Annotated in this window: 19 protein-coding genes; 8 read left to right on the top strand and 11 right to left on the bottom strand. The window is 68.1% G+C overall.

The annotated features are described in order from the left end of the window. Window position 1 precedes the first annotated feature (1 nt). Window positions 2–778 carry an alpha/beta fold hydrolase gene (locus HWX08_RS05315; RefSeq protein ID WP_174921741.1) on the bottom strand — a complete coding sequence of 259 codons (777 nt, stop codon included), beginning with the start codon at window positions 776–778 and terminating at the stop codon, window positions 2–4. A gap of 142 nt (window positions 779–920) precedes the next feature. Between HWX08_RS05315 and HWX08_RS05310 the strand changes: the two genes are divergently transcribed. Beyond that, window positions 921–1,700: an AraC family transcriptional regulator gene (locus tag HWX08_RS05310; protein WP_069259724.1), complete on the top strand. Its 780-nt coding sequence runs from the start codon at window positions 921–923 to the stop codon at window positions 1,698–1,700. Window positions 1,701–2,166: 466 nt separating this feature from the next. Here the strand turns inward: HWX08_RS05310 and pcaG are convergent, their stop codons facing one another. The 3 genes from pcaG to HWX08_RS05295 all read right to left on the bottom strand — a co-directional run bounded on the left by pcaG (window position 2,167) and on the right by HWX08_RS05295 (window position 4,304). Continuing rightward, entirely contained in the window at window positions 2,167–2,760 is a 594-nt protein-coding gene (pcaG, locus tag HWX08_RS05305; RefSeq protein WP_069259725.1) for a protocatechuate 3,4-dioxygenase subunit alpha, read from the bottom strand. Window positions 2,761–2,763: 3 nt separating this feature from the next. Continuing rightward, window positions 2,764–3,471, bottom strand: coding sequence for a protocatechuate 3,4-dioxygenase subunit beta (gene pcaH / locus HWX08_RS05300; protein WP_006489685.1), 708 nt, complete (start codon window positions 3,469–3,471; stop codon window positions 2,764–2,766). 275 nt (window positions 3,472–3,746) lie between these two features. Beyond that, window positions 3,747–4,304 carry a YiiX/YebB-like N1pC/P60 family cysteine hydrolase gene (locus HWX08_RS05295; RefSeq protein WP_174921700.1) on the bottom strand — a complete coding sequence of 186 codons (558 nt, stop codon included), beginning with the start codon at window positions 4,302–4,304 and terminating at the stop codon, window positions 3,747–3,749. Window positions 4,305–4,424: 120 nt separating this feature from the next. Here HWX08_RS05295 and HWX08_RS05290 point away from each other — a divergent pair, with 120 nt between their 5' ends. From HWX08_RS05290 to HWX08_RS05275, 4 genes are all read left to right on the top strand, one after another. After that, window positions 4,425–5,162: a helix-turn-helix domain-containing protein gene (locus HWX08_RS05290; RefSeq protein ID WP_174921701.1), complete on the top strand. Its 738-nt coding sequence runs from the start codon at window positions 4,425–4,427 to the stop codon at window positions 5,160–5,162. A gap of 77 nt (window positions 5,163–5,239) precedes the next feature. Beyond that, a complete protein-coding gene (pcaQ, locus tag HWX08_RS05285) occupies window positions 5,240–6,226 on the top strand; it encodes a pca operon transcription factor PcaQ (RefSeq protein WP_107312753.1) in 987 nt (328 codons plus the stop codon). 127 nt (window positions 6,227–6,353) lie between these two features. Beyond that, window positions 6,354–6,713 (top strand): type II toxin-antitoxin system RelE/ParE family toxin, encoded by a 360-nt coding sequence (locus tag HWX08_RS05280; protein WP_107312752.1) that lies wholly within the window; start codon window positions 6,354–6,356, stop codon window positions 6,711–6,713. Window positions 6,714–6,785: 72 nt separating this feature from the next. Further along, on the top strand, window positions 6,786–7,082 hold the full coding sequence (locus tag HWX08_RS05275; RefSeq protein WP_174921702.1) for an XRE family transcriptional regulator: 297 nt from the start codon (window positions 6,786–6,788) through the stop codon (window positions 7,080–7,082). 100 nt (window positions 7,083–7,182) lie between these two features. Here the strand turns inward: HWX08_RS05275 and HWX08_RS05270 are convergent, their stop codons facing one another. From HWX08_RS05270 to HWX08_RS05260, 3 genes are all read right to left on the bottom strand, one after another. Continuing rightward, the gene (locus HWX08_RS05270) at window positions 7,183–8,457 is read right to left on the bottom strand and encodes an APC family permease (protein ID WP_174921703.1); all 1,275 of its coding nucleotides are present in this window, start codon (window positions 8,455–8,457) and stop codon (window positions 7,183–7,185) included. Between the two features lie 135 nt (window positions 8,458–8,592). Further along, window positions 8,593–13,128: a DEAD/DEAH box helicase gene (locus tag HWX08_RS05265; protein ID WP_174921704.1), complete on the bottom strand. Its 4,536-nt coding sequence runs from the start codon at window positions 13,126–13,128 to the stop codon at window positions 8,593–8,595. Window positions 13,129–13,340: 212 nt separating this feature from the next. Then, a complete protein-coding gene (locus HWX08_RS05260) occupies window positions 13,341–13,865 on the bottom strand; it encodes a metal-dependent hydrolase (RefSeq protein ID WP_107312748.1) in 525 nt (174 codons plus the stop codon). Window positions 13,866–14,301: 436 nt separating this feature from the next. Here HWX08_RS05260 and ggt point away from each other — a divergent pair, with 436 nt between their 5' ends. Both ggt and ppk2 read left to right on the top strand, forming a co-directional pair. Then, the gene (gene ggt, locus HWX08_RS05255; RefSeq protein ID WP_069259734.1) at window positions 14,302–16,023 is read left to right on the top strand and encodes a gamma-glutamyltransferase; all 1,722 of its coding nucleotides are present in this window, start codon (window positions 14,302–14,304) and stop codon (window positions 16,021–16,023) included. Window positions 16,024–16,324: 301 nt separating this feature from the next. Beyond that, complete coding sequence (gene ppk2, locus HWX08_RS05250) at window positions 16,325–17,272, top strand: polyphosphate kinase 2 (protein WP_069259735.1); 948 nt, start codon at window positions 16,325–16,327, stop codon at window positions 17,270–17,272. 62 nt (window positions 17,273–17,334) lie between these two features. Here ppk2 and HWX08_RS05245 read toward each other — a convergent pair whose 3' ends face one another. From HWX08_RS05245 to HWX08_RS05235, 3 genes are all read right to left on the bottom strand, one after another. After that, on the bottom strand, window positions 17,335–17,625 hold the full coding sequence (locus HWX08_RS05245) for an H-NS histone family protein (RefSeq protein ID WP_069259736.1): 291 nt from the start codon (window positions 17,623–17,625) through the stop codon (window positions 17,335–17,337). Window positions 17,626–17,860: 235 nt separating this feature from the next. Beyond that, window positions 17,861–18,448: an IMPACT family protein gene (locus tag HWX08_RS05240; RefSeq protein WP_174921705.1), complete on the bottom strand. Its 588-nt coding sequence runs from the start codon at window positions 18,446–18,448 to the stop codon at window positions 17,861–17,863. A gap of 232 nt (window positions 18,449–18,680) precedes the next feature. Further along, entirely contained in the window at window positions 18,681–19,538 is an 858-nt protein-coding gene (locus HWX08_RS05235; RefSeq protein WP_069261122.1) for a LysR family transcriptional regulator, read from the bottom strand. A gap of 127 nt (window positions 19,539–19,665) precedes the next feature. Between HWX08_RS05235 and HWX08_RS05230 the strand changes: the two genes are divergently transcribed. Next, entirely contained in the window at window positions 19,666–20,244 is a 579-nt protein-coding gene (locus tag HWX08_RS05230) for a DUF4865 family protein (RefSeq protein ID WP_174921706.1), read from the top strand. A 263-nt stretch (window positions 20,245–20,507) separates the two neighbouring features. Here the strand turns inward: HWX08_RS05230 and HWX08_RS05225 are convergent, their stop codons facing one another. Further along, window positions 20,508–22,709: a glycoside hydrolase family 3 C-terminal domain-containing protein gene (locus tag HWX08_RS05225; RefSeq protein ID WP_174921707.1), complete on the bottom strand. Its 2,202-nt coding sequence runs from the start codon at window positions 22,707–22,709 to the stop codon at window positions 20,508–20,510. Window positions 22,710–23,319 lie beyond the last annotated feature (610 nt).

Below are 23,319 nucleotides of genomic sequence, written 5' to 3'. Positions count from 1 at the left end.
GTCAGCGGTCGACGGCGTTCGCCGTCGCGCGGAGCAGGAACGCCTCGATCGCCGCGACCAGCGCGAGCGGCGTCTCGTTCATCGGATAGTGGCCCGCGTTGCGCAGCACGTCGACGGTGGCGCGCGGATAGCGGCGCAGGTAGGTGCGCGCCATCAGCGCCGCGTCGAACGCCGGATCGTGCTCGCCGATCAGCACTTTCACCGGATGGATGCCGACGATGGCGTCGCTGAAATCCGTGTCGGCCCATGCGCGGAAGTACGCGCCGAACGCAGCCGGCGACGAACGGGCGGCCGAATACGCGGCTTTCCACTCGACCCACGCGGCGGGTAGCCGGCCGCCGGTGCTGCGATCGATGAGGGTCCGGCGATCGGCGACGTGGTCGGCGGCGCGCTCGAACAGTGCGCGTTTCTCCGCGTCGAACGGCAGGCCGCCGCACGGCACGGGCGTGACCGGCACCAGCGCGCGCACCCGTCCGGGCGCGATGACGGCGACTTTCTCGGCCGCCATCGCGCCCATCGAGTGGCCGACGACGCTGAAGGTCGCGAAATCGAGCGCGTCGGCCAGCGCGAGCGCGTCGGCGGCGATTTCGTCGATCGTGTAGCGGCCCGCGGCATCGCGCATGCGGCCGTAACCTCGGTAGTCCATGAAGACGTAACTGAAGTGCTCGCGCGACAGCCACGGTTCGACGGGTTCGAATGCGTGGGCGTCGCCGAACCAGCCGGGCAGTACAAGAACAGGGTGGGGGCCGTCCCCCACGCGATGAAACGTATTCGGCATGTCCGCTCCGATGCAGTGATGATCCGGCCGATCAGGCCGGCGGGTCTTGCGGCCGTCAGGGCGCGCAAGGGTGGAGCGGATCGTAGATTGCGCGAAGGCGACCCGCCTTCGATATCGGGTCATTGATGATGGAATTCGGGCCGTGAGAAATACGCTGCTAGATCCCTACGAAAACATTCCGCGGAGCGTGGTCGTGATCGCCTGCGACTACGCGGCGGGCACGACGTTTCCGGAGCACGCGCACGGGCGCGGGCAGTTCGCGTTCGCGTCGCGCGGCACGATCAGCGTCTCGACGCCGCACGGGCGCTGGCTGGTGCCGCCGCAGCGCGCGTGCTGGGTGCCGGCCGGCGTGCGGCACGAAATGACGATGACCGGGCCGGTCACGATGCTCAACACGTTCGTGTCCGGCGACGCCGCGCGCGAAGCGGGCCTGCCCGACCAGTGCGGCGTCTATGGCGTATCGGCGCTGCTGCGGCAACTGATCGACGATGCGATCGACCTGCCGGCGCTGTACGACGTGGACGGGCGCGCGGGCAAGCTGATGGCGCTGCTGGTCGCGGAAATCGCGACGATGCCGCGCCTGTCGCTGCATGCGCCGCTGCCGGCCGATGCGCGGCTCGCGAAGGTGTGCCGGCACCTGCTCGCATCGCCGTCGATCGCGGCCGATCTCGACCAGGTGGCGGCCGACGCCGGCGTGAGCCGGCGCACGTTCACGCGGCAGTTCCGTGCGCAGACCGGCGTGAGTTTCGCCGCGTGGCGCCAGCAGGTCTGCATGCTCGCGGCGATCGCCCGCCTGAGCGACGGGCAGCCGGTGACGCGCGTCGCGCTCGACCTCGGGTACGCGAGCGCCAGCGCATTCGCGTCGGCGTTTCGCCGCATCCTGGGCGACACGCCGAGCCGCTATCTGGAGATCCGGCGCTGACCGCAAGCGGTCGGTGCCCGCGCTGCCCGCGCGCCCGTCGCCGCAAAAAAATACGCGCCTGCCAACTTCGGTCAGACGCGTTCAAAGGCACTCGGTCAGAAAAAAATGCGCGCACAGCCAGCCGGGCGGTGTCGCGCATTACATGCGTAATTGTTTCCGATTCCGATTTAATCCTGTTGGCGCGTTGCCGATAACGAAGAATACGCCGTGTAACGCGCAAACGATATCGTGTTGATTCGACGATTCATGTGCAGTCGCAGCAAGCGTTTCAATCGATCGTTTGAAATCGGGGCCGGAAGCCGCGAGCGATAACCCTCCGCAGCCGCCGTGCGCCACGATGCGACGCATCATCGAATGTTGGCGACGACACAGGAAAAACGCCGTGTGGCGCGATGCCTTTCGGTATCGCGCCACACGGCGGTGCGGTGGCGTACGAGGCGCGGCGCGGCAAGCGCCCGCGCACGCGTCACACGTCGAAGAACACCGTTTCGTCCGGCCCCTGCATGCGGATGTCGAAGCGGTAGACGACCGGGCGGCCCGGCTGCGCGTCGCGCCTGGCGACGAGCGTCGCACGGCGCTCGGCCGGCACCGCGTTCAACACCGGGTCGACCGCGTTCGCGGCGGCTTCGTCGTCGAAGTACACGCGCGTGAATGCATGGGTGAGGATCCCGCGCATCATCACGGTCACGTTGATGTGCGGCGCTTCGTCGGCGGCGATGCGGCCCGGCTTCACCGTCTCGACGACGAAGCGCTGCTGCGCATCGGTACCGGTGCCGACCCGCGCGAAACCCGTGAAACCGGATTTCGCGATGTCGTCGCGCGACGCGGGATAGCGGCCCGCACCGTCCACCTGCGTGAATTCGAGCACCGCGTCGCCGACGACCTGGCCGTCGCCGTCGAACACCTGGCCGACCAGCAGCACGTGCTCGCCTTCGGCGTGAGGCGCGGCGATCGTCGGCGTGAACAGGCTCTTCAGATCGTAGTCGTACTGCTGCGGGCACAGGCCGTACGCGAAGTACGGGCCGACCGTCTGCGAAGGGGTTTGCTTCAGCGTCGTCATGGTTCAGCGCTCCATCGGGGTAGCGTCGCGGCCGCGCAGCACGATGTCGAATTCGTAGCCGAGCGCATAGCCTTCTTCGGTGATGTCCATCGAGAAGCGCGAGATCAGGCGATCGCGCGCGGCCTCGGGCGTGCCCTGGAAGATCGGGTCGTACGCGAGCAGTGGGTCGCCGGGGAAGTACATCTGCGTGACGAGACGCGAGCCGAAGTAATCGCCGAACAGCGAGAAGTGGATGTGATTCGGGCGCCACGCGTTCGGATGGTTGCCCCACGGATACGCGCCGGGCTTGATCGTCAGGAAGCGGTAGCGGCCTTCGTCGTCGGTCAGGCAGCGGCCCGCACCGAGGAAGTTCGGGTCGAGCGGCGCGTCGTGCTGGTCGACCTTGTGCACGTAGCGGCCGGCCGCATTCGCCTGCCACACCTCGACGAGCGTGTTGCGCACCGGCTTGCCGCCTTCGTCGAGCACGCGGCCCGTGACGACCATCCGCTCGCCGAGCGGCTCGCCGTTCTTGACGGCGTTCTTCGTCAGGTCATGGTCGAGCGCGCCGAGATCTTCGGCGCCGTAGACGGGCGCGTACTGGTCGCGCAGCTTTTCCTTCAGCGGGATCAGCGGGCGCGTCGGGCCGCGTTTCACGGACGAACGGTATTCGGGGTGGACATAGGCCGGATGCGACGGCCAGTCGCGCGGCGTGAGGATCGTGGGGGAATCCATCGGGCGTCTCCTGATAGGTTTTTCGCAAAGTGGATGGTGCGACTTTAACCAATCCGGAAAGTTATGCAAAATGACCTTTTTTAGCGAATCGCATAACCGTTCGTTATGTTCGGCGCACCCATGAAAATTCCGCCGGACAGGATGCCTGTCCGGCGGAAAAAGCGATCGGGCTTCGCGTCGTCGGTGACGACCCCGTGCACGGCCCTCCAGCCAGCCCGTCGCCGCTTTTTTGTGTTTTCGTTCTTGTTGTTATCGGGTCTCCCTGAGCGCGCCCGTCACGACTGACGGCCGGGATCGAACACGATCCCGTCGAATTCGAGCGACAGCGTGCCGCTGCGCAGCAGTGCGGCCGGCGGCGCGTTCCGGTCGGCGCCGAGCATGTCGGTCACGTAGTCCGCGCAGAACCCGCGCCGCGCCCACAGGTTCAAGCGCTTGCCGAGCAGCGCGTCGATTCGCCGCTCCGCCGTCGAATGAAGCTGGCGCTGCGCATCGGCGGTCGGCGCCGCGACGCGGCGGGCCAGCGCGATGCGCCCGCCGTCGGTGCGGGCGACGAAGCGCGACAGCGGCGTGAGCTTCGTCCACGCAAACGCGGATTCGGCGATCACGGGTTCGTCGCCCGACGTATCGACGACGATGCCGAAGCGATTGGCCCACGCGCCTGCCGCGTCGCGCGGCGCATTCGACGGTACGCGGATGAACACGAGATCCCCGACGTGCGCACTCGCGGCCAGTGTGCGGACCGTGGCGAGCGGCATCGTGCGATCCGTGTCGCGGGCATCGCGCGGCGCGGGGAGGGGCGATTCGTAGCAAGCGGTGTCGGTTCGGGTGGTCATGTCGGCTCCGTCGTTCGGTGACAGCACGGAGCGGATTATGCAGACAAGTATCCGAAAGTGTTCATCTGCGTGCTCGGGTAGCCTAATATCCGACCTGGAGCATCAATTTTCGATACCAAAATGACCGAAACCGCCCAACTTATCGACACACTGAAGCGCCAGTTGAAGGCGCAGGGCATGACCTACCGCGACGTCGCCCGTGCGCTCGACGTCTCCGAGACCAGCGTGAAGCGGCTGTTCGCCAGCGGCCGCTTCACGCTGGAGCGCGTCGTGGAGATCGCCCAGCTGCTCGGCTATACGCTGGCCGAGCTCGTGCAGGAGGCGTCCGTATCGGCGCCGAAGCTGCACGTGCTGACCGAGCAGCAGGAGGCGCTGCTCGTGTCGGACGACAAACTGCTGCTCGTCGCCGTCTGCGCGATCAACTACTGGACGGTGCAGGACATCGTGTCGGCCTATCGGCTGACGAAGGCCGAGTGCGTGAAATACCTGCTGATGCTCGACCGGATGAACGTCGTCGCACTGTTGCCGGGCGACCGGATTCGCGTGCGCGTCGCGCGCGATTTCGACTGGCTGCCCGGCGGGCCGATCCGCCGTTATTTCCATGCGCACGCGCTCGGCGATTTCCTCGACTGCGGCTTCGACGGCGAAGGCGAGACGATGACGTTCTCGCAGGGGATGCTGACGGAGGCGGCGCACGCCGAACTCGAACTGGAGCTGCGCCGGTTGCGCAGCAAGGCGGCCGCGCTGCATGCGGAATCGTCGTCCGCGCCGCTCGCGCAGAAGCACGGGACGAGTTTGCTGATCGCGAAGCGCATGTGGGAGCCGGCCGGTTTCCGCGCGCTGCGGCGCAACGCGTGACTTATCGTCGAGGGCTTGGGGCGAGACGGAAAGTTATGCAAAATGGCGTTATATCGTCCATCGCATAACCACTCGTTATGAATAACCGTATCGCCGACGGCCGGGTCAAGTTCCGGCACCTGCAGTGCTTTCTCGCGGTCGCGCAGCTGGGCGGCGTGCAGAAGGCGGCGGAAAGCCTGTCGATCACGCAGCCGGCCGTATCGAAGACGATCGCCGAACTGGAGGCGATCCTCGGCGTGAAGCTGTTCGAGCGCGGCCGGCAGGGCGCGCAGCCGACCCGCGAGGCGCAGTTGTTCCTGCCGCACGCGAACGCATGCGTGCTGGCGCTGCGGCAGGGCGTCGGGCTGCTCGCGCGCGAGGGCGGCGCCGCCGCGGCGACGCTGGAAATCGGCATGCTGCCGACCGTCGCGGCATCGCTCGCGCCCGCGCTGATGAAGGCGCTCGCCGAGCGCTGGCCGCGCGTCGTCGTGCGGATCGCGACGGCCGCGAACGCCGATCTGCTGGAGCGCCTGAAGTCCGGCGCGATCGAGTGCGCGATCGGGCGGCTGTCGGAGCCGGAGCGGATGATCGGCCTCGCGTTCGAGCAGTTGTACAACGAGCCGCTCGTCGCCGTCGTGCGCGCCGGGCATCCGCTGCTGTCGAGCGCGGCGCCGGCCGCCGAGCTCGCACGCTTTCCGGTCGTGCTGCCGCCGTTCGGCACGCTGATCCGCCAGTCGGCCGAGCAACTGCTCGGCGCCTGCGGCGCGCCGCCGCTGGATTCGTTCATCGAGGTGCTGTCGGTGTCGGTCGCGCGCGCGTTGGCGCTCGAGAACGACGCGGTCTGGTTCGTGCCGCTCTATGCGGCCGAATACGACCTGTCGGCCGGCGCGCTGGCACGCGTGCCGCTGCCGTCGGCAGGCACCGACGAGCCGGTGGGGCTCGTGCTGCGCACCGATGCGCAGCCGTCGCCGGTCGCGCGGACGCTGATCGACGCCGTGCGCGAGATCGCACGATCACGGTTCGGCGACAAGCGCCCGCACCGGACGCCGCGCGCCGCGCGCAAGCCGGGTCGCGGCAATCGCTGATCCTTGGGGCCGGGCGGCAAGCCCGGCCCGGTTCCTGTCTGCGCTTCCGGACCGGCCATCCGGCCAGTAGCCGTCATCGTGGTGCTTGGCATATCGTATCGTTTTTGGTACGCTTGGTGACAAGACGATGGTGCGACAGCAGATCCCGGTCACGCTCGGCGTGCGGTTCTTTCGCACGGCCCGAGGCAACGAGCCGGTGCGCGAATGGCTCAAGGCGCTCGGGCAGGCGGAGCGAAGGACGATCGGCGAAGAGATCAAGACCGTGCAACTGGGCTGGCCGCTCGGCATGCCGCTGGTCCGGAAGATGGCGCGGGATGTGTGGGAGATCCGCGTGATGCTGCCGGGGCGGAGCGCCCGCGTGCTGTTCACGGTCGTCGGCGACACGATGGTCCTGCTGCACGGCTTCTTCAAGCAGTCGCGGGCCACGCCGTCGGACGAGCTCGACGTCACCGTCGCGCGCCTGAAGGCGCTGACGCACACCCTTTGAATTTCCGGTTGCGCCTGAACGCGTCGTTTCCGACGGTCGGGCAGCCGGCCACGCCATGCACAGGAGTACGACATGACGACCATGAACAATCCGCACATCGGCAGCGACTTCGATACCTTCCTCGAAGAGGACGGCAATCTCGAAGCGGCCACCGCCACCGCGATCAAGCGCGTGATCGCGTGGCAGATCGGGCACGAAATGAAGGCGCAGCACATCACGAAAACCGCGATGGCCGCGCGGATGAAAACCAGTCGTGCCGCACTCAACCGGCTGCTCGACGAAACCGACACGAGCCTCACGCTGGCGACGCTCGCGAGCGCGGCCGCCGCGCTCGGCAAGCGGCTCAGCTTCGAGCTCGTGCCGGCCTGACCGACGCGATGCGCGCGGCGATCCGGGCCGCGATTCGGCCAACGATCGGCCGGCGCGTCGCCGTGAGCGGGCGGGTGTCAGCCCGCGCACGCAGCGCGGGTCATTTGCGCGGCGCGGCCACCTGCAGATAAAGCAGCGCGCCACCCGCGAGCAGCAGCGGGCACAGGATGTACCAGCCCGTCGTCAGAAACAGCCCGGCCACCGCGACCAGCGATATCCACGCGCAGCGGTAAGCGATGCCGCCGCGCGGCAGCAACTTCAGCGCGGCGGCCGCACCGAGCCCATACACCATCACGAAACACCCGGACGTCACGAGCACGAGCGGTTTCGGCCCGACGTCCGAGATCGTCGTCGCGGCCAGTGCGACGGCCGCGAGCGCGGCGATCACGCCGAGGCTGCGGCGCGGCACGCCGCCCACCTGGCTGCCTTGTGCGAGCCACGCGGGCAGCGCGCCGTCGCGCCCGAGCGCCGCGCCGAGCTTGGCCGCACCCGCGAAATACGCGTTCATCGTGCCGAGCGTGAGCAGCAGCGCGGCCGCGGCGGCCAGCACCTGCGCATGACCGCCGATGCCGCCCGCGATCAGTTCGGCGAGCGGCGCACCCGATGCGCCCGCCGACGGGCCGAGCACCGTCACGCTCGCGGCGGCGACCGACAGATACAGGAACCCGACCACCACGACCGCGATCCCGGCCGAGCGCGGCATGTCGTGCGCGGGCCGGCGGAATTCGGCCGCGAGATGCGTGATCGCTTCCCAGCCGGCGAAACTCCACACGAGCAGCGCGGCGGCCTGACCGACCGCGAGCCAGCCGTGCGGCGCGAACGGATGCAGGTTCGCGGTGCGCGCATGCGGCGCGGACGCGAGCACCGCGGCGAGCAGCAGCGTGACGAGCAGCGCCGACAGCACGAGCTGCATGCGGCCCGACACGGTGACGCCGAATGCATTCGCGGCCGACACGGTCGCGATCAGCGCGGCCGCGGTGACGATGACGGTCGTCTGCCCGCCGCCCGTGACGGCCGCGACGTAGGCACCGCCGAACATCGCGGCGGCCGGCGCGCCGGCCGGCACCGCGAAGTAGAAGCACCATCCGACGATGGCCGCGGCTTTCGGCCCGAATGCGCGCCGCGCGTAGGTGGAGACGCCGCCGGCATCGGGATAGCGTGCGCCGAGTGCGGCGAAGGTGGCCGCGAGCGGCCCGGACAGCACGACGAGCGCGGCCCACGCGAGCAGCGAGGCCGGCCCCGCGACTTCGGCGGCCAGCGCGGGCAGCGCGATCACGCCGGTGCCGAGCACCGCGCCGATATAGAGCGCGGCGCCCTGGAAAATCGTCAACGAGCCCGCGTGATGCGTCGCGGGCGAATCGGCATGCGAGGACATGGGCAGCGGTCTCCGGAAGTCTTGTCGTGTTGGCGCGCGGGCGGCCGCGCAGAAAATCGTTCGATGCTACCCGAACGCCGGTGGCAATGCGGCCCGGCGATCAGTAGTCCGTGCGGTGCGGCGTGGCAGCCGATGTCAGTAGCGGCGTGCGAGCCGCAGGCGCGCATCCTCGCGCGCGGCGGGAGTCAGGTCGGGCGCGAAATGGAACGCGCCGGCCACCAGCGACGCGACGGGCACGCCGTCGCGGAACAGCACGCGGTTGCCGGCCAGCGCCGGCACCTTGTCGCCGGGCAGCAGCGTGCCGGCAAGATTCAGCGGGTCGGCGCCCGTCACGCACACGGTCTGCCCGTCGCCCGGCTGCCGCCGCAGTTCGCGCAGGATTGGGATCGCTTCGGGCAGCGCGAACTGTTCGCCTGCGAGCCCGGCGACGAAGCGCCCGCCGCGAATTTCGCCGCGCGCTTCGAGGCGCTGCAACACGCGCACGAGCTCGCGCCAGCTCGGCAGCCAGTCGGCTTCGCGTTCGAGCAGCCGCCAGAACACGACGCCATAGCGGCGCAGCAGCGTCCATGCGATGTGTTCGAGCGCGTCGGGATCGGTCGCGGCCTGCCCGCGTTTCGGCGTCGGTGCGCCGTCCGGCGGCGCGTGGCGTTGCACGAGCGCCCAGCGGCCCGCGTCGTCCATCCCGCCGATCAGCGCGCCGCCGCGCCGCGTGCGCGGCGCATAGGTCGCACTGCGCTTGACGGCCGGTTTCAGCAGGGCGCGCAGGCCCGCGTAGCTGTCCGCATTCACGAGGCCGGCCGACACGAGTTCGCCGAGCGCCTGTTCGAGTTCGACGGGCAGCATGTGCAGGTCGTCGAGCAGCGCATCGAAGAACATCGCGCCGTGGGCGGCGAGGGCGTCGCGCACCTGCGCGGCCCGCGCGGACAGCGCCGGTTGTGCATCGGGGTCGCGCAGCGCCTGCCATGCGCAGAGGTGGCGGCGCGGCAGCAGCACGATCGGCGTCGTCTTCACGGGCGTGCCGGCCGCGCGCGCCGGCGCGCCAATGCGGGTCCACACGAGCTTGCCGGAGCGGCACAGCTCGTCGAGCCCGCCCGCCGTGTAGTCGGTGAGCCGCGCGGGCAGCAGCGCGTCTTCCCACGCGCCCGCCGCGGCCTCGTAGCCTTCGAGCTGTTCGACCACTGCCGCGAGGGCATCGCGGCCGGTGCCACGGGTGTCGGGCGTCAGGTGCTGCCAGTGGAACAGGAAGCGCATGAAATCGGCGCGCTCGACCGGCTCGATCTCGCGGCGCAGCCGCTTGACCGTATAGCGATGAATGCGCGCAAGCAGATGGCGCTCGCACCATTCGTCCGTTGCCGCGCCCGGCGTGAACCGGCCGCGCATCACATAACCTTCGCGCTCCAGCGCGGCGAGCGCCGTCGCGACCGACGCAGGCGGCAGGCCGAGCGGCGTCGCGATCGCGTCGAGTGAGAGCGGGCCGAAGCCCGTGAGCCTTGCGCGGATCACGTCGACGAGTGCGGCATCGGGTTCCCACGGCTGCGCGCAGGCGGCCGGCTCCTTGAGCGCCGGCGCGATGCGCGCGTCGGGGTGCAGCGCGCGCACGCACACGAGCCGTTCGACCGGCACCCACAGCGCGGCGCCGCCCGGCGCGGCGAGTTTCGTCGCGCGCCGGCGCTCCACGAGTTCCGCAAGCCGGTCGGGCCAGCCTTCGTGTTCGCGTGCTTCGCTGTCGGCGATGCACGCGAGCGTGAGCAGCGCGTCGTGCATTTCGTCGGCGTCGCGCACGAGCGGCCACGCTTCGTCGCGTACCGCATCGATCGCGTCGGCGTCGAGCGCGCCGAGATCGTCGGCCGATTCGGGATCGCTCCAGCGGCGCGACTGCACGGCCTGCGTGCGGCGCTCTTCGAGCGGTGCGTCGTCGAGGAAGGCGTAGGGTTTCGCGTTCAGGATCTCGGCCGCGAGCGGCGACGGCGCCGGCAGGTCGCGTGCAACCAGCTCGATCGCGCCGCTTTCGATCCGGCGCAGCAGCGCAAGCCAGCCGTCGGTGTCCATCGCGTCGTGCAGGCAATCGTCGAGCGTCTGCTCGACCAGCGGGTGATGCGGAATCTCGCGCTCGCCGACGACGTTCTCGAGGCAGGCGGCCTGATCGGGGAACACGGCGGCGAGCAGGTCGTCGCTCTTCATCCGCTGCAGTTGCGGCGCGGTGCGCTTGCCGCCGGTAAAGCGCGGCAGCGCGAGCGAGGTCGTCGCGTTCCAGCGCCAGCGCACGCCGAACATCGGCGCGTCGAGCAGGGCCTGGATCAGCACGTGCTCGGCGCTGGCCGAACGCAGGTAGCGCCACACCTCGTCGAGCGCGAAGCTGTGCGCGAGCGACAGCGACAGGACGATCGCGTCGTCGGTCGCGGCCGCCTGCAGCTCGAAGTTGAAATTGCGGCAGAAACGCTTGCGCAGCGCGAGCCCCCACGCGCGGTTGATGCGGCTGCCGAACGGCGAATGGATCACGAGCTGCGTGCCGCCCGATTCGTCGAAGAAGCGTTCCATCACGAGCGTGTCCTGCGTCGGCAGCGCGCCGAGCGCGGCGCGCGCGCGGGCGAGATAGTCGACGATCTGGTGCGCGGCATCGGGCGACAGGCGCAGGTCGTCGACGAGCCAGCGCAACGCCGGCGCGAGGCGGCTTTCGGCGGTGCCGGCGAGCGCGGCGCCGTTTTGCAAGTCGATCGACGCGTCGGCGGCGACCTGGGTGGCAGCCTCGGGTTTCGCATTCACGCCGGCCTGGGCGCCGGTCCGGCGCGCGGACTTGCCGCCGTTCCCGCTTCCGCTCTCGTCGCCGATGCGCTCGCGGTTGCCGCCACGCGCCGGCCGGTCGCCTTCGGCGAACAGACCGTCGAGCCGCGCGCGCAGCCGGCCGACCGCCGCCGACAGCTCGTCGCTGCGCCCCGGCGCCTCGCCGAGCCAGAACGGAATGTTCGGCGACTGGCCCTGCGCGTCTTCCACGCGCACGCGCCCCGTTTCGACGCGAATGATCCGGTACGACTGGTTGCCCAGCTGGAACACGTCGCCCGCGAGGCTCTCGATCGCGAAATCCTCGTTGACGGTGCCGACCTGGATGCCCTGCGGTTCGAGCAGCACCGCGTAGTCGGCCATGTCGGGGATCGTGCCGCCCGACGTGGTGGCGGTCATCATCGCGTTGCGGCGCCCGCGCACGGTGCCGCCGACCACGTCGCGATGCAGGTACGCGCCGCGCACGCCGCGGCGGCTCGTAAAGCCTTCGGCGAGCATCTTCATCACTTCGTCGAAGCGCTCGCGCGCAAGCCCTGCATACGGCGCCGCGCGCGTGAAGCTCGCGTACAGCGCGTCTTCTTGCCATTCCGCGCATGCCGCTTCGGCGACGATCTGCTGCGCGAGCACGTCGAGCGGCGCATCGGGAATGCGAAGCGTGTCGAGCTCGCCGCGTTGCACGCAATCGAGCAGCGCCGCGCATTCGACGAGTTCGTCGCGCGACAGCGGGAACAGCCGGCCCTTCGGTATGCCGCCGACATGGTGTCCGGAGCGGCCGACGCGCTGCAGGAACGGTGCGATTCCGCGCGGCGAGCCGACCTGGCAGACGAGATCGACGTCGCCGATATCGATGCCGAGTTCGAGCGATGCGGTGGCGACGAGCAGCTTCAGTTCGCCGCGCTTCAGGCGCTGTTCGGCGTCGAAGCGATGCTCCTTCGCGAGACTGCCGTGATGCGCGGCGACCGCTTCCTTGCCGAGCCGGTCGGCGAGATGGCGCGCCATGCGCTCGGCGGTGCGCCGCGTGTTGACGAACACGAGCGTCGTGCGATGCGCGGCCGCGAGCCCGGCGATGCGGTCGTACACCTGTTCCCACACGTCGGTCGCCATCACGGGTTCGAGCGGCACGTTCGGCAACTCGAGCGCGAGGTCGCGCTCGCGCGTGTGGCCCGTGTCGACGATCGCGCAGTCGCGCGGCGCGTCGGCCGGGCCGCCGACCAGGAAGCGCGCGACCGCGTCGATCGGTTTTTGCGTGGCCGACAGCCCGATGCGCGGCAGCGCACGGCCGGCCAGCGCATCGAGGCGTTCGAGCGACAGCGCGAGATGGCTGCCGCGCTTGGACGACGCGAGCGCATGGATTTCGTCGACGATGACCGAGCGCACGTTCGACAGCATCTGCCGCCCCGACGTGGACGACAGCAGCACGTACAGCGATTCGGGTGTCGTGACGAGGATATGCGGCGCGCGCTTGCGCAGCGCGGCGCGCTCGGCCTGCGTGGTGTCGCCGGTGCGCACGGCGGTGCGGATCGCCGGCACCGGCAGGCCGAGTTGCGCGAGCGATTCGGCGATGCCGGCGAGCGGCGCATCGAGGTTCACGTGAATGTCGTTCGACAGCGCCTTCAGCGGCGACACGTACACGACCAGCGTCGTGTCGGGCAGCGTGCCGTCGTGCGCGAGCGCGTCACGCACCAGTTCGTCGAGCGCGCACAGGAACGCGGTGAGCGTCTTGCCGGAGCCGGTGGGCGCGGCGACCAGCGTCGAGCGGCCGGCCTTGATGTGCGGCCACGCGAGCGCCTGCGCGCCGGTGGGCGCGTCGAACGTGCGCCGGAACCACGCGGCGACGGCCGGGTGGAACACGTCGAGCGCACGGGCGGCCGGGCGGGTAGCTGTGACGTCCATCGGAGCGTTGAAATAGGGTGCGAGCGGGGTGCAAAGCGCGCAAACCGCGCGCGCACGAATCGAATCGTCAGTGTGCCAGACGTCGCGTGTGCGCGCCGGGCACATGGGTGGGCGATTCGCTTCAGATGGGGGCCCGCACCGTACTTTCAACCAACGGAAAGTTGCGTGCGCGTCGGCGTGCCGATCGCGCGGGGAATGGTGTCGAATTGCAACTAGACGCGATGCAGCCAGCCGAGCCACTGTTCGAGCAGCGGCGCACGCGAGCACAACGACTGCGCGAGCCACAGCGTGCCGCCCCACGCGGCGGCCACGATGATCAGGTCGCAATGCCCGCTGTTCCACAGGTTCAACGAGTGGCGCCGCCAGATCCACGGCACGCCGAGCGGGTTCGGCCAGTCGGCGAGCAGGTGCATCACGCCGCCGCAGGCGAAGCCGAACAGCGGCGCGGCCCACAGCGGATGCGGATGATGGGTGAGCCCGTGCCACCCGAGCGCGAGCAGCGCGAGCCAGCCGATGCCCCAGTGCGTGACGGTGCGATGCGTGATCCACAGGCGGCGCTTGCGGCTCCACCAGGCCACTTCGAGCCAGTCGGGCGCGGTGCCGCCAGCGACGCCCGCCGCGAACGCGGCGAACAGGGCCGAATGCCACGGGCCGGTGGCCCCGGTTTGTGCGACGAGGACGGCGGCGGCGACGCCGGCTGCGAAGCCGGACGCATGATGCGCATTGTGTGAGGCCATAGGAAGCGACGGAAGCGAGACGAAGAAACGCGAAGCGTGAACGTAAAAATGATGCGGCGCGAAAGCGGGGCGCTATCTTCTCAGATCGGCCCGCGCTGCGGCAGGGATGTTTGCGGAATTTTTTGTGCGTGCCGCGTGGCGTGCCGCGCGGTTCGCAACTTTCGGTTTTGTGCGCTGCGTGATGAGGTATGTTGAAGGCGTTTTGCGGAGAAGAACCGGGGTCGTGTCGCATGCAATTTCGACCGATCCGCCTGCAAACCGAGCAGGCCGCGGCATGACCGCGCGCACATAACGATGCGCTTTCGTCGCACACCACGTGTTCGACCCTTTTTGTCCCCCTATACTACGAAACCGGAGATGACCGTCGGCGCGCCGACGGCCATGAGCGGAACAGGCGCCTTTCCTGCCTGAAGGAGATCCACATGGGGGACATGCAATGACTACGCTGAATCGCTTCAAATCATCCGCTGCCGTGCTCGCGACGGTGGCCGGCATCGGCTTCCTGCCGAACGCGCCCGTCTATGCGAAGGGGCCGCAGCCGGCGGTCCTGACGAGCTCGGCTGTCGCGGTGGCCGACAAGTACAGCGCGGATGCGGCTGAGCGAATCTTCAAGGAAGGCGGCAACGCGATCGACGCGGCCGTCGCGATCGCGTTCACGCTCGCCGTCACGTATCCGGAAGCCGGCAACATCGGCGGCGGCGGGTTCATGACGATCTACAAGGACGGCAAGCCGTACTTCATCGACTACCGCGAGCGCGCGCCGCTCGCCGCGACGAAGGACATGTATCTCGACAAGGACGGCAACGTCGTCAAGGGCATGAGCCTGTACGGCCCGCGCGCGGTCGGCGTACCGGGCACGGTCGCGGGCATGTGGGAAGCGCAGAAGCGCTTCGGCAAGCTGAAGTGGAAGCAGGTGCTCGCGCCGGCGATCCACTATGCGCGCGACGGCTTCGTCGTCGACGAACAGCTCGCGCAGCGCGGCGTCGACGCATCGAAGGAGTTCGGCGGCAAGACCAACTTCGACAAGTATTTCTCCGGGCTGAAGGCCGGCGCGAACTTCAAGCAGCCGGATCTCGCCGACGTGCTCACGCGCATCGCGAACGACGGCGCGGAAGGTTTCTACAAGGGCAAGACGGCCGAGCTGATCGCCGCGTCGATGAAGACCGGCGACGGCAACGGGCTGATCACTACCGAGGATCTCGCGCAGTACCGCGCGGTGTGGCGCCAGCCGGTGCAGGCGAAGTGGAACGGCTATGACGTGATCACCGCGCCGCCCCCGAGCTCGGGCGGTATCGGCCTCGTGCAGCTGCTGAAGATGAAGGCCGACCTCAAGCAGGACTTCGAGGGCGTGAAGCTCAACTCGCCGCAGTACATCCACCTCGTCGCGGAAATCGAGAAGCGCGTGTTCGCCGATCGTGCGCAGTATCTCGGCGATCCCGATTTCTACAAGGTGCCGATCGCGCAGTTGACCGACGACGCGTACATCGCGAAGCGGGCGGGTGAAGTCAATCCGAAGGAGCCGTCGGATACGAAGAGCGTGCAGCCGGGCCTCGGCACGACGATGCCGGAGAAAGCCGAAACGACGCACTTCTCGGTGGTCGACAAGTGGGGCAACGCGGTGTCGAACACGTACACGATCAACGGCTACTTCGGCTCGGGCGTGATCGCCGACGGCACCGGCATCGTGCTGAACGACGAGATGGACGACTTCTCCGCGAAGCCGGGCGTCGCGAACATGTTCGGCGTGGTCGGCAGCGACGCGAACGCGATCGAACCGAAGAAGCGCCCGTTGTCGTCGATGTCGCCGACGATCATGACCAAGGACGGCAAGGTGTCGCTCGTGATCGGCACGCCGGGCGGCTCGCGCATCTTCACGTCGATCTTCCAGGTGATCAACAACATCTACGACTTCAAGATGCCGTTGAAGGAAGCGGTCGGCGCGATGCGCTTCCATCACCAGCTGCTGCCGCCGAACACGATCTTCTGGGAGCCGTACCACCCGATCGAAGGCGAGCTCGCGAAGCAGATCGAGGCGCGCGGCTACACGCTGAAGGGGCAGGATTTCAGTGGCGACATCCAGGTGATCAAGATCGACGGGAAGACGCCGGAGGCGATGGCCGACCCGCGTGGGCGGGGGGTGACGCGGATCATCCGCTGACCAGCGCGCCGACCGGTTGCGTTCCACGCGCCGGCCGAAGCAGAAGCCGCCAAGGTATCAGGCGGCTTTTTTTATGGACGCATGGTTTGAAAGAATTCTCCTTTTAAATTAAACGGCGCACCGGGCTGCGCGGGCAGGCCGGCGTCGACGGGATCGGTTTCCGGCCGGGCGGCAATACGGACGAATTCGTTGCGCGCGCGCGGGGGACGGACGCCGGGCCGGCCCCATTTTCATGAATTTGACGCGCGACACTGGGATAATGTGAGCGTTTGGCTGCGTCAATGTGATGGAAGGAGGCCCCATGGGCGACAACGATATCCGTACCGAGATCGACGACCGCACCGAGGAATCGATGGAGGTGCGCCAGCGCCGCTTCGAGGAAGATCTGGTCGACGCCTACGACGAAGAGCTCGAAATGGAGCTCGACGATCGCCGCTTCGACGACAGCGACGAGCTGCTGTTTTCGCAGGAGCGCCGCGAGGCGCGCAAGCGGTATTTCCGCGAACTGTTCCGGCTGCAGGGCGAACTCGTGAAGCTGCAGGACTGGGTCGTGAGCACCGGGCACCGGCTCGTGGTCATTTTCGAAGGGCGCGACGCGGCCGGCAAGGGCGGCGCGATCAAGCGCATCACGCAGCGGCTGAATCCGCGCGTGTGCCGCGTGGCGGCGCTGCCGGCGCCGAACAACCGCGAGCGCACGCAATGGTATTTCCAGCGCTATGTCGCGCATCTGCCGGCCGGCGGCGAGATCGTGCTGTTCGACCGCAGCTGGTACAACCGCGCCGGCGTCGAGCGCGTGATGAACTTCTGTACCGACGAGGAATACGAGGAGTTTTTCCGTTCGGTGCCCGAATTCGAGAAGATGCTGGTGCGCAGCGGGATCCAGATCGTCAAATACTGGTTCTCGATCACCGATCACGAGCAGGAAGTGCGATTCCAGAGCCGGATCAAGGATCCGCTCAAGCAATGGAAGCTGAGCCCGATGGATCTCGAGAGCCGCCGCCGCTGGGAAGCCTATACGGCCGCGAAGGAAGAGATGCTGCAGCGCACGCACATCGAGGAAGCGCCGTGGTGGGTCGTGCAGGCCGTCGACAAGAAGCGCGCGCGGCTGAACTGCATTCACCATCTGCTGCAGCAGGTGCCGTATCACGAGGTGCCGCACGCACCGATCGACCTGCCGCCGCGCGAGCATCACGAGGATTACATCCGCCGGCCGGTGCCGGACACCATGATCGTGCCGGATGTTTACTGAGTGACCGGGCGGCCCCGGCGGATTCGATGCGATGAAGGGGGCGCCGCGCGATGCGGCGCACGTTACTCCCGGATCAGGAACGCGTTGCGGTCGCGCCCGACTATCCAGGCGGGGGCGCGCCCGCGCCCGCTCCATGTCGCGCCGGTTGCCGGATCGCGGTACTTCACGCCGACCGTGAACAGCTTCGCGCGCTCGCTGTAACCCTGCCCGAAGATTTCCCGCGCGGTCAGCGCGTAGCTCGTGACGAGCTCGCGTACCTGCGCGAGCGCCGCGCTGCGTTCGCGGCTCCGCGCCGCCTTGATGCGTCGATCGAGTTCCGCAAGCTGGGCTTGCAGTGTCTGCACTTGATACATGCGTCCGTTATCCCGTAGCTGAGTTTTGATTATGGCGACGCGCGACGAACCGCGCGGCGGCACGCCCGGCCATGGCATGCTGCCTGCGCCGGCTGCGGGTAAAACGTTTGCGCTGCGAGTCGCCGGGAACCCGATGAGAGTAAGTGGCGGTGCCCGGTTTTTCTATCGGACGTATCTGATTTTTCCGCGCAATTTGCTGACCGCCCGGGACGACCGGGCGCGCGGCGGCCACGCGTCACAGATCCGGAAAGCCCGATCGTCCTTGCGTCAGGTCGAACAGCTCGGTTCGTGCATTCGCGTCGGCGGTCTCGGGCAGCTTGATTACGAGCCTGACCGTCATCCCGTACGCGCTGTCGACCAGTTCATAGCCGGCCTGTTCGATCCAGCGGCGCACGCGCGCTTCCTCGGGGTAGCCGATCTCGATCGCGAGCCGTGTGTAGCGGATGCGTTCGACGCGCTCGGCATCGAGCAGCGCCGACGCGATCGCATCGGTATAAGCGCGCACCAGACCACCGGCACCGAGCTTCACGCCACCGTAGTACCGCACCACCGCGCCGAGCACGCCGTCGAGATCGTGATGGCGCAGCACTTCGAGAATCGGCCGGCCCGCGGTGCCCGACGGTTCGCCGTCGTCCGACATGCCCGACTGACCGCCCGCCAGCAACGCCCAGCACACGTGCGTGGCCGCCGGATGCTCGTCGCGCAGGCGCTGCAGCGCCTGCATCGCGGCGTCGCGGTCGTCGACGGGAATCGCGTACCCGATGAAGCGGCTCTTGCGGATCTCGAGTTCCCGGATGTAGGTGGTGGCGAGCGAGTAGTTCATGCGCCGTGAGGGGGAAAGAGTAACGAAATCAAAGTGATGAGGGCTTGTCGACGTGGGTGATCCCGATCCGGGCAGGGATGGGCGGCGGTTCGGCGGGACGAAGACAGGATTTTACCGTGGCGGGCATCGAAGCCTTTCCATGCCGGCAGGGCCCGTTCCCGCAGATGTCCCGGATACGAAAACACGAAACCTGCCGCGATGTGACGGGTGCGGTGGCAGCTATCCGGCGGTGTCACCGCACGCCGACCGACGACCGCAGCGCCGCGCCCAGCGTGCGCAGCGCCTGTCGCGCGCGTGCATCGGTCAGGTTCGAGTAGAGCACCACGTCGCGCGCCGGCAACGGCGGCAGCCCGTATCGCGCGCCCACGTCGACCGTCCCGACGGGCGCCACGCGGTGCCCGAGCGCGGCGACGGCCAGCCCCGCGGACACCGCCGCGCCGATCGTCGCCACACCGCCGCCGACGAACACTTCCGTCCATGCGACGCCGGCTTCGTCCAGCGCGCCGACCGCCATGCGGCGTACGCTGCACGGCTCGGCCTGCGTCGCGAGCCGCAGCGGTTGCGGCGGATGGTACTCGAAATCGGCCGCGGCCATCCAGCCGAACGACTCGGACAGGATGGTTTCGCCGTCGAGCCGCCGGCTGTCGTGCTGCAGCGCGACGGCGGCATCGAGCTGGCCGCGGTCGAACGCATCGAGCACGTCGCGCGACGCAGCGACCCGGATTTCCAGCACGAGCCCCGGCTCGGCTTCGCTCATGCGCCGCAGCAGCATCGGCAGGTCGGCGCCGACGACATGATGGCTCACGCCGATCACGAGCCGGCGCTGGCCGGCGCCGAACGCGTCGACCGCACCCTGGTGAGCGGAAACGAGTTCGCGCGCGGGCTCCAGGAACGCAGTGCCGTCGGCCGACAGGCGAACCTGGCGCGGCGTGCGTTCCAGCAGGCGGCGGCCGAGGCCGTCCTCGAGCCGCTTGATCTTCAGGCTCACCGCGGATTGCGTGGTGTCCATCGCCTCGGCGGCGCGCGTGAAGCTCTTGAGATCGGCGGTCAGCACGAACGCCTGCACGGCTTCGATATCGAGCGTTTTCATCGTACACGCATCCATTTCAAAAACGAATCATTGAAATATTCTGCCATCGTCTTTTCAAATGATTGAAGCGCTTCTACGCTGTGTTCAAGCCGTTCGGAATCTTCCGTTTCGTTTCCAGGAGTCGATCATGCTGACCGCGTACTACGTGCATCGCCTGCCGGCGGACTACGACCTCGACATCATCCGCGATCGCGTGCGCGAGCGCGGCAGGCTTTGGGACGATACGCCTGAGCTGGTGTTCAAGGGGTTCCTGCTGCGCGAGGCGGGCCGCTACGGTGCGACGGAAAACGGCTATGCATCGCTTTATCTGTGGCGCAACGAACAGGCATTTGCCGGCTTCGTCACGGACGGCCGCTACCGGGTCGTGACGGACAGCTTCGGACGCGCGCCGATCGACGTGCAGGTCGCGCTCGATGCGCGCAAGGGCAGTGCGTCGACCGCGCGTTTCGTGCTGCTGGAGGCCGTCGATATTCCGGCGGATGCCGATCTCGACGCGACGCTGGCACAGGAGATCGCGCGCAATCGCGAAGCGGCCGCCCGGCAGGGCGTGATCGCGGCGGCCGTCAGCGTCGACCCGCTACGCTGGCGGCTGACGCGGATACGCGTATCGGAACACGAGCCGGACGACAGTGGCGCGGGCACGGTGTACCAGGTCATGCATCTGGCCAGGCCGTTGCTCGATACGCTGGAAGGGAGCGGCGCGTGATGGCCGGCGTCGGGTCGCGATCGCGGGCCCGACCGGTAGCGCGTGTCCGCTCGCCGGACAACGCGTACAGGGCGGCGCCGATGCGCCTGCCTGCCGGCGTGGTGGTCGCCGCGCATCTGGCCGGCATCGCGGCGGGGATAGCCGCTATCGCCGCGCTGGCGATGTTGCTGGCGTTGATGTTCCGGTAAAGATCGTCAGCGGATGGGCAAACGCGGGGGAGCCGGGCACGGCATGCGCGGCTCCCCCGGTTGGTTCATCGGCGATCAGTTACCGTGCAACCGGATATCCCGCGATGACGCCCCCACATACACCGTTCCGCCCGGCACCATCCGCCAGCCGTTACGCGACGTATCCCACACGCTTTGCATCCGCGGCGACACGGTCACGCGCACGCGCTGCGCCTCGCCCGGATTCAGCCGGATCTTCTCCCAGCCGACCAGCCGCTTCGGCGGTTCGTCCTTGTACGGCACGCCCAGATAGACCTGCGGCGTTTCCGCGCCCGCAACGCGCCCGTCGTTGCGCACGGTAAACGCGACGCTCAGCGAGCCGTCCCATTGCCGCGACACCGACAGACCCGAATACGCGAAGTGCGTGTACGACAGCCCGTAGCCGAACTCGAACATCGGCTTGATGTTGCGCGCGTCATACCAGCGATAGCCCATGTTCAGCTTTTCCGCATAGACGGGATCGTTGTCGAACGCACCGTTTTGCCCCCAGGTCGGCGAATCCTGATCGCGCGCGGGGAACGTGACGGGCAGCTTGCCGGACGGGTTGACCGCGCCGAACAGCACGTTCGCGATCGCCTTGCCGCCGGCTTCGCCCGGATACCACGCCTCGACGATCGCCGAGACCTGGTCCTTCCACGGCATCAGCACCGGGTTGCCGCTCTGGACGACGACGATCGTGTGCGGATTCGCGCGGGCGACGGCCTCGACGAGCGCATCCTGGTTCGACGGGTTCGCGAGGCTCAGGCTCTGGAGATCGCCGAAATCCTCGCCGGCCGGCTGCGCGACCACGACGATCGCGACGTCCGAACGGCCCGCGAGTGCCGCGGCCTGGTCGATCTCCTGCTGCGTGTACGCGCGGAACGGCGACTGCTGGTCGCTGTTGCCCGCATACGTGACCTGCGCGGCCGGCGCGAGCGCGCGGATCGCCGCGACGATGGGCACGTCGACCTTCAGCCACGGATTGCGCCACCAGCTGCATCCGGTCGACGAACCGAACGTGAGGCCGCCGCAGCCCGCGAACGATCCCGATACGGGGTCGCGCGTGTTGCCCGAGCCGCCGCCCGACAGCACGGCCGCGTCGGCGTGGCCGCCGATCACGGCGATACGCGACAACGCCGATGCGACCAACGGCAGCTGGTTGCCGTCGTTCTTCAGCAGTACGATCGATTGCTCGGAAGCGGTTTGCGCGAACCGGTTCGCGGCCGCGAAATCGATCGTGCCGCCGCCCTTGGCCGGATCGTCCATCACGCCGACGCGGATCATCACCGCGAGCTTGCGCCGCACCATGTCGTCGAGTCGTGCGGTCGACACCGAGCCGTTCGCGATCGCCTGCTTGACGGCCGCGGGCGTCAGGTACACGGACGGCCCGACGTCCTCTTCCTCGTCGAGCCCGGCGTTGATCGACGCGGCGGTGCTATGCGTAGCGCCCCAGTCGGACTGCACCTGGCCCTGGAAGCCCCATTCGTTCTTCAGCACGTCGTTCAGCAAGTGAGGGTTTTCGCACGCATACGCGCCGTTCAGGCGGTTGTAGCTGCACATCACGCTGCCGGGCCGCCCGCGCTTCGCGGCGATCTCGAACGGCAGCAGATACAGTTCGCGCAGCGTGCGCTCGTCGATCTGCGTGTTGCCGCCCATCCGGCCGTGCTCCTGTTCGTTGCCGGCATAGTGCTTGATGGTCGCGATGACCTTCTGCCGCTGCGTGGCGAGCGTGCGTTCGGCGAGCAGGTCGCCTGCCAGCAGCGGATCCTCGCCGAGATACTCGAACAGGCGGCCGCCGCGCGGCTCGCGTGCGAGGTTGGTGCCGCCGCCGAGACCCATGCCGAACCCTTGCGCGCGCAACTGGATCGCGACCTGCTTGCCGTAGTCGTACGACAGCCGGCGATCCCAGCTCGCGGCGACCGCGATCGTCGCCGGGAACGTCGTGCTGGCCTGCGACGTGCTGCCGGACCCCGTGGCCGAATCGACCATGTTCAGGTCGGGAATGCCGAGCCGCGGCACGCCCTGGATGTAGCCGGCGCCGCCGCCGGGCACCTTCGACATTTCGTATTGCGAATGAATGAACTGCAGTTTTTCGTCGAGCGTCATCTTGCGCACGAGCAGGTCGGCGCGCCGTTGCGCGGCAGCCGACGCGAACGCATCGGTGGCATCGCCCTGCGAGTTGAAATCGGCGTTGCTTGCGTAGGCATTGGTGCAGAGGGTCGCTGCCAGCACGACGGCCGGCCAGAGTTTGTCCCGCATGTTGCTCTCCATGATCGTATTGCCGGTTGTTCGAATGATGTCTGGAGCTGCGCACGTCCGGTGGATTCGCACCGGACGCATTCGGCTGGCGATGCAGGGTGGTTGCGCGTCGGCATGCCAGGCCAGGCGGGGAATCGTTACGGCCGGTTGGGCTCGATCGGTCAACGCGGGCGGCGACGCACGGGCCGCTCGACGCTGTCGAATCGGATGTAGCGACTCTCAGCAGCGACTAATGGTAAGAATGTAGTTCGACTACAGCATCGGTGTTTCTACCGATACATACGATCTTTATTCGGCGCGGTCGTGAGACGCGATGAAAAGACGGTCATCGTTCCCGATTGCGGTGGCGGTGCGGAGTAAGAAGTACTCGACCGAGGAAAAAATCGTCGTCCATCGAGATGTGGTCGAACTGCCGTTCCTGCGCGTGGCATCGATATGCATCCCGTGCGTGCAGGAGCGCCACGATCCCTGTCGAGTTTCTGTCGTATCGGGCACGCAAGGATTTTCCGGACCCGTCTGTCTGATTCGGTTAGTCCACGTACATTTCGTCGTGAAAACCGCCTCTACTCTAAGAAAGGCGCATGCGATTCGGCGCGAGCATGCGTGCATT

The organism is Burkholderia metallica (assembly GCF_902832845.1).
Lineage (GTDB): Bacteria > Pseudomonadota > Gammaproteobacteria > Burkholderiales > Burkholderiaceae > Burkholderia > Burkholderia metallica.
The sequence above is the reverse complement of the archived record's forward strand: the minus strand, read 5'-3'. Positions and strand labels throughout refer to the sequence as shown.

Excerpts from the sequence above, each read along its gene's own strand:
- HWX08_RS05230 (WP_174921706.1), top strand. The coding sequence starts at position 19,666 with ATGCTGACCGCGTACTACGTGCATCGCCTGCCGGCGGACTACGACCTC.
- HWX08_RS05275 (WP_174921702.1), top strand. The coding sequence starts at position 6,786 with ATGACGACCATGAACAATCCGCACATCGGCAGCGACTTCGATACCTTC.
- HWX08_RS05240 (WP_174921705.1), bottom strand. The coding sequence starts at position 18,448 with ATGAACTACTCGCTCGCCACCACCTACATCCGGGAACTCGAGATCCGC.
- HWX08_RS05260 (WP_107312748.1), bottom strand. The coding sequence starts at position 13,865 with ATGGCCTCACACAATGCGCATCATGCGTCCGGCTTCGCAGCCGGCGTC.
- ggt (WP_069259734.1), top strand. The coding sequence starts at position 14,302 with ATGACTACGCTGAATCGCTTCAAATCATCCGCTGCCGTGCTCGCGACG.
- ppk2 (WP_069259735.1), top strand. The coding sequence starts at position 16,325 with ATGGGCGACAACGATATCCGTACCGAGATCGACGACCGCACCGAGGAA.
- pcaG (WP_069259725.1), bottom strand. The coding sequence starts at position 2,760 with ATGACGACGCTGAAGCAAACCCCTTCGCAGACGGTCGGCCCGTACTTC.
- HWX08_RS05280 (WP_107312752.1), top strand. The coding sequence starts at position 6,354 with ATGGTGCGACAGCAGATCCCGGTCACGCTCGGCGTGCGGTTCTTTCGC.
- HWX08_RS05225 (WP_174921707.1), bottom strand. The coding sequence starts at position 22,709 with ATGCGGGACAAACTCTGGCCGGCCGTCGTGCTGGCAGCGACCCTCTGC.
- HWX08_RS05265 (WP_174921704.1), bottom strand. The coding sequence starts at position 13,128 with ATGGACGTCACAGCTACCCGCCCGGCCGCCCGTGCGCTCGACGTGTTC.
- HWX08_RS05270 (WP_174921703.1), bottom strand. The coding sequence starts at position 8,457 with ATGTCCTCGCATGCCGATTCGCCCGCGACGCATCACGCGGGCTCGTTG.
- HWX08_RS05295 (WP_174921700.1), bottom strand. The coding sequence starts at position 4,304 with ATGACCACCCGAACCGACACCGCTTGCTACGAATCGCCCCTCCCCGCG.
- HWX08_RS05235 (WP_069261122.1), bottom strand. The coding sequence starts at position 19,538 with ATGAAAACGCTCGATATCGAAGCCGTGCAGGCGTTCGTGCTGACCGCC.
- pcaH (WP_006489685.1), bottom strand. The coding sequence starts at position 3,471 with ATGGATTCCCCCACGATCCTCACGCCGCGCGACTGGCCGTCGCATCCG.
- HWX08_RS05315 (WP_174921741.1), bottom strand. The coding sequence starts at position 778 with ATGCCGAATACGTTTCATCGCGTGGGGGACGGCCCCCACCCTGTTCTT.
- HWX08_RS05245 (WP_069259736.1), bottom strand. The coding sequence starts at position 17,625 with ATGTATCAAGTGCAGACACTGCAAGCCCAGCTTGCGGAACTCGATCGA.
- HWX08_RS05290 (WP_174921701.1), top strand. The coding sequence starts at position 4,425 with ATGACCGAAACCGCCCAACTTATCGACACACTGAAGCGCCAGTTGAAG.
- pcaQ (WP_107312753.1), top strand. The coding sequence starts at position 5,240 with ATGAATAACCGTATCGCCGACGGCCGGGTCAAGTTCCGGCACCTGCAG.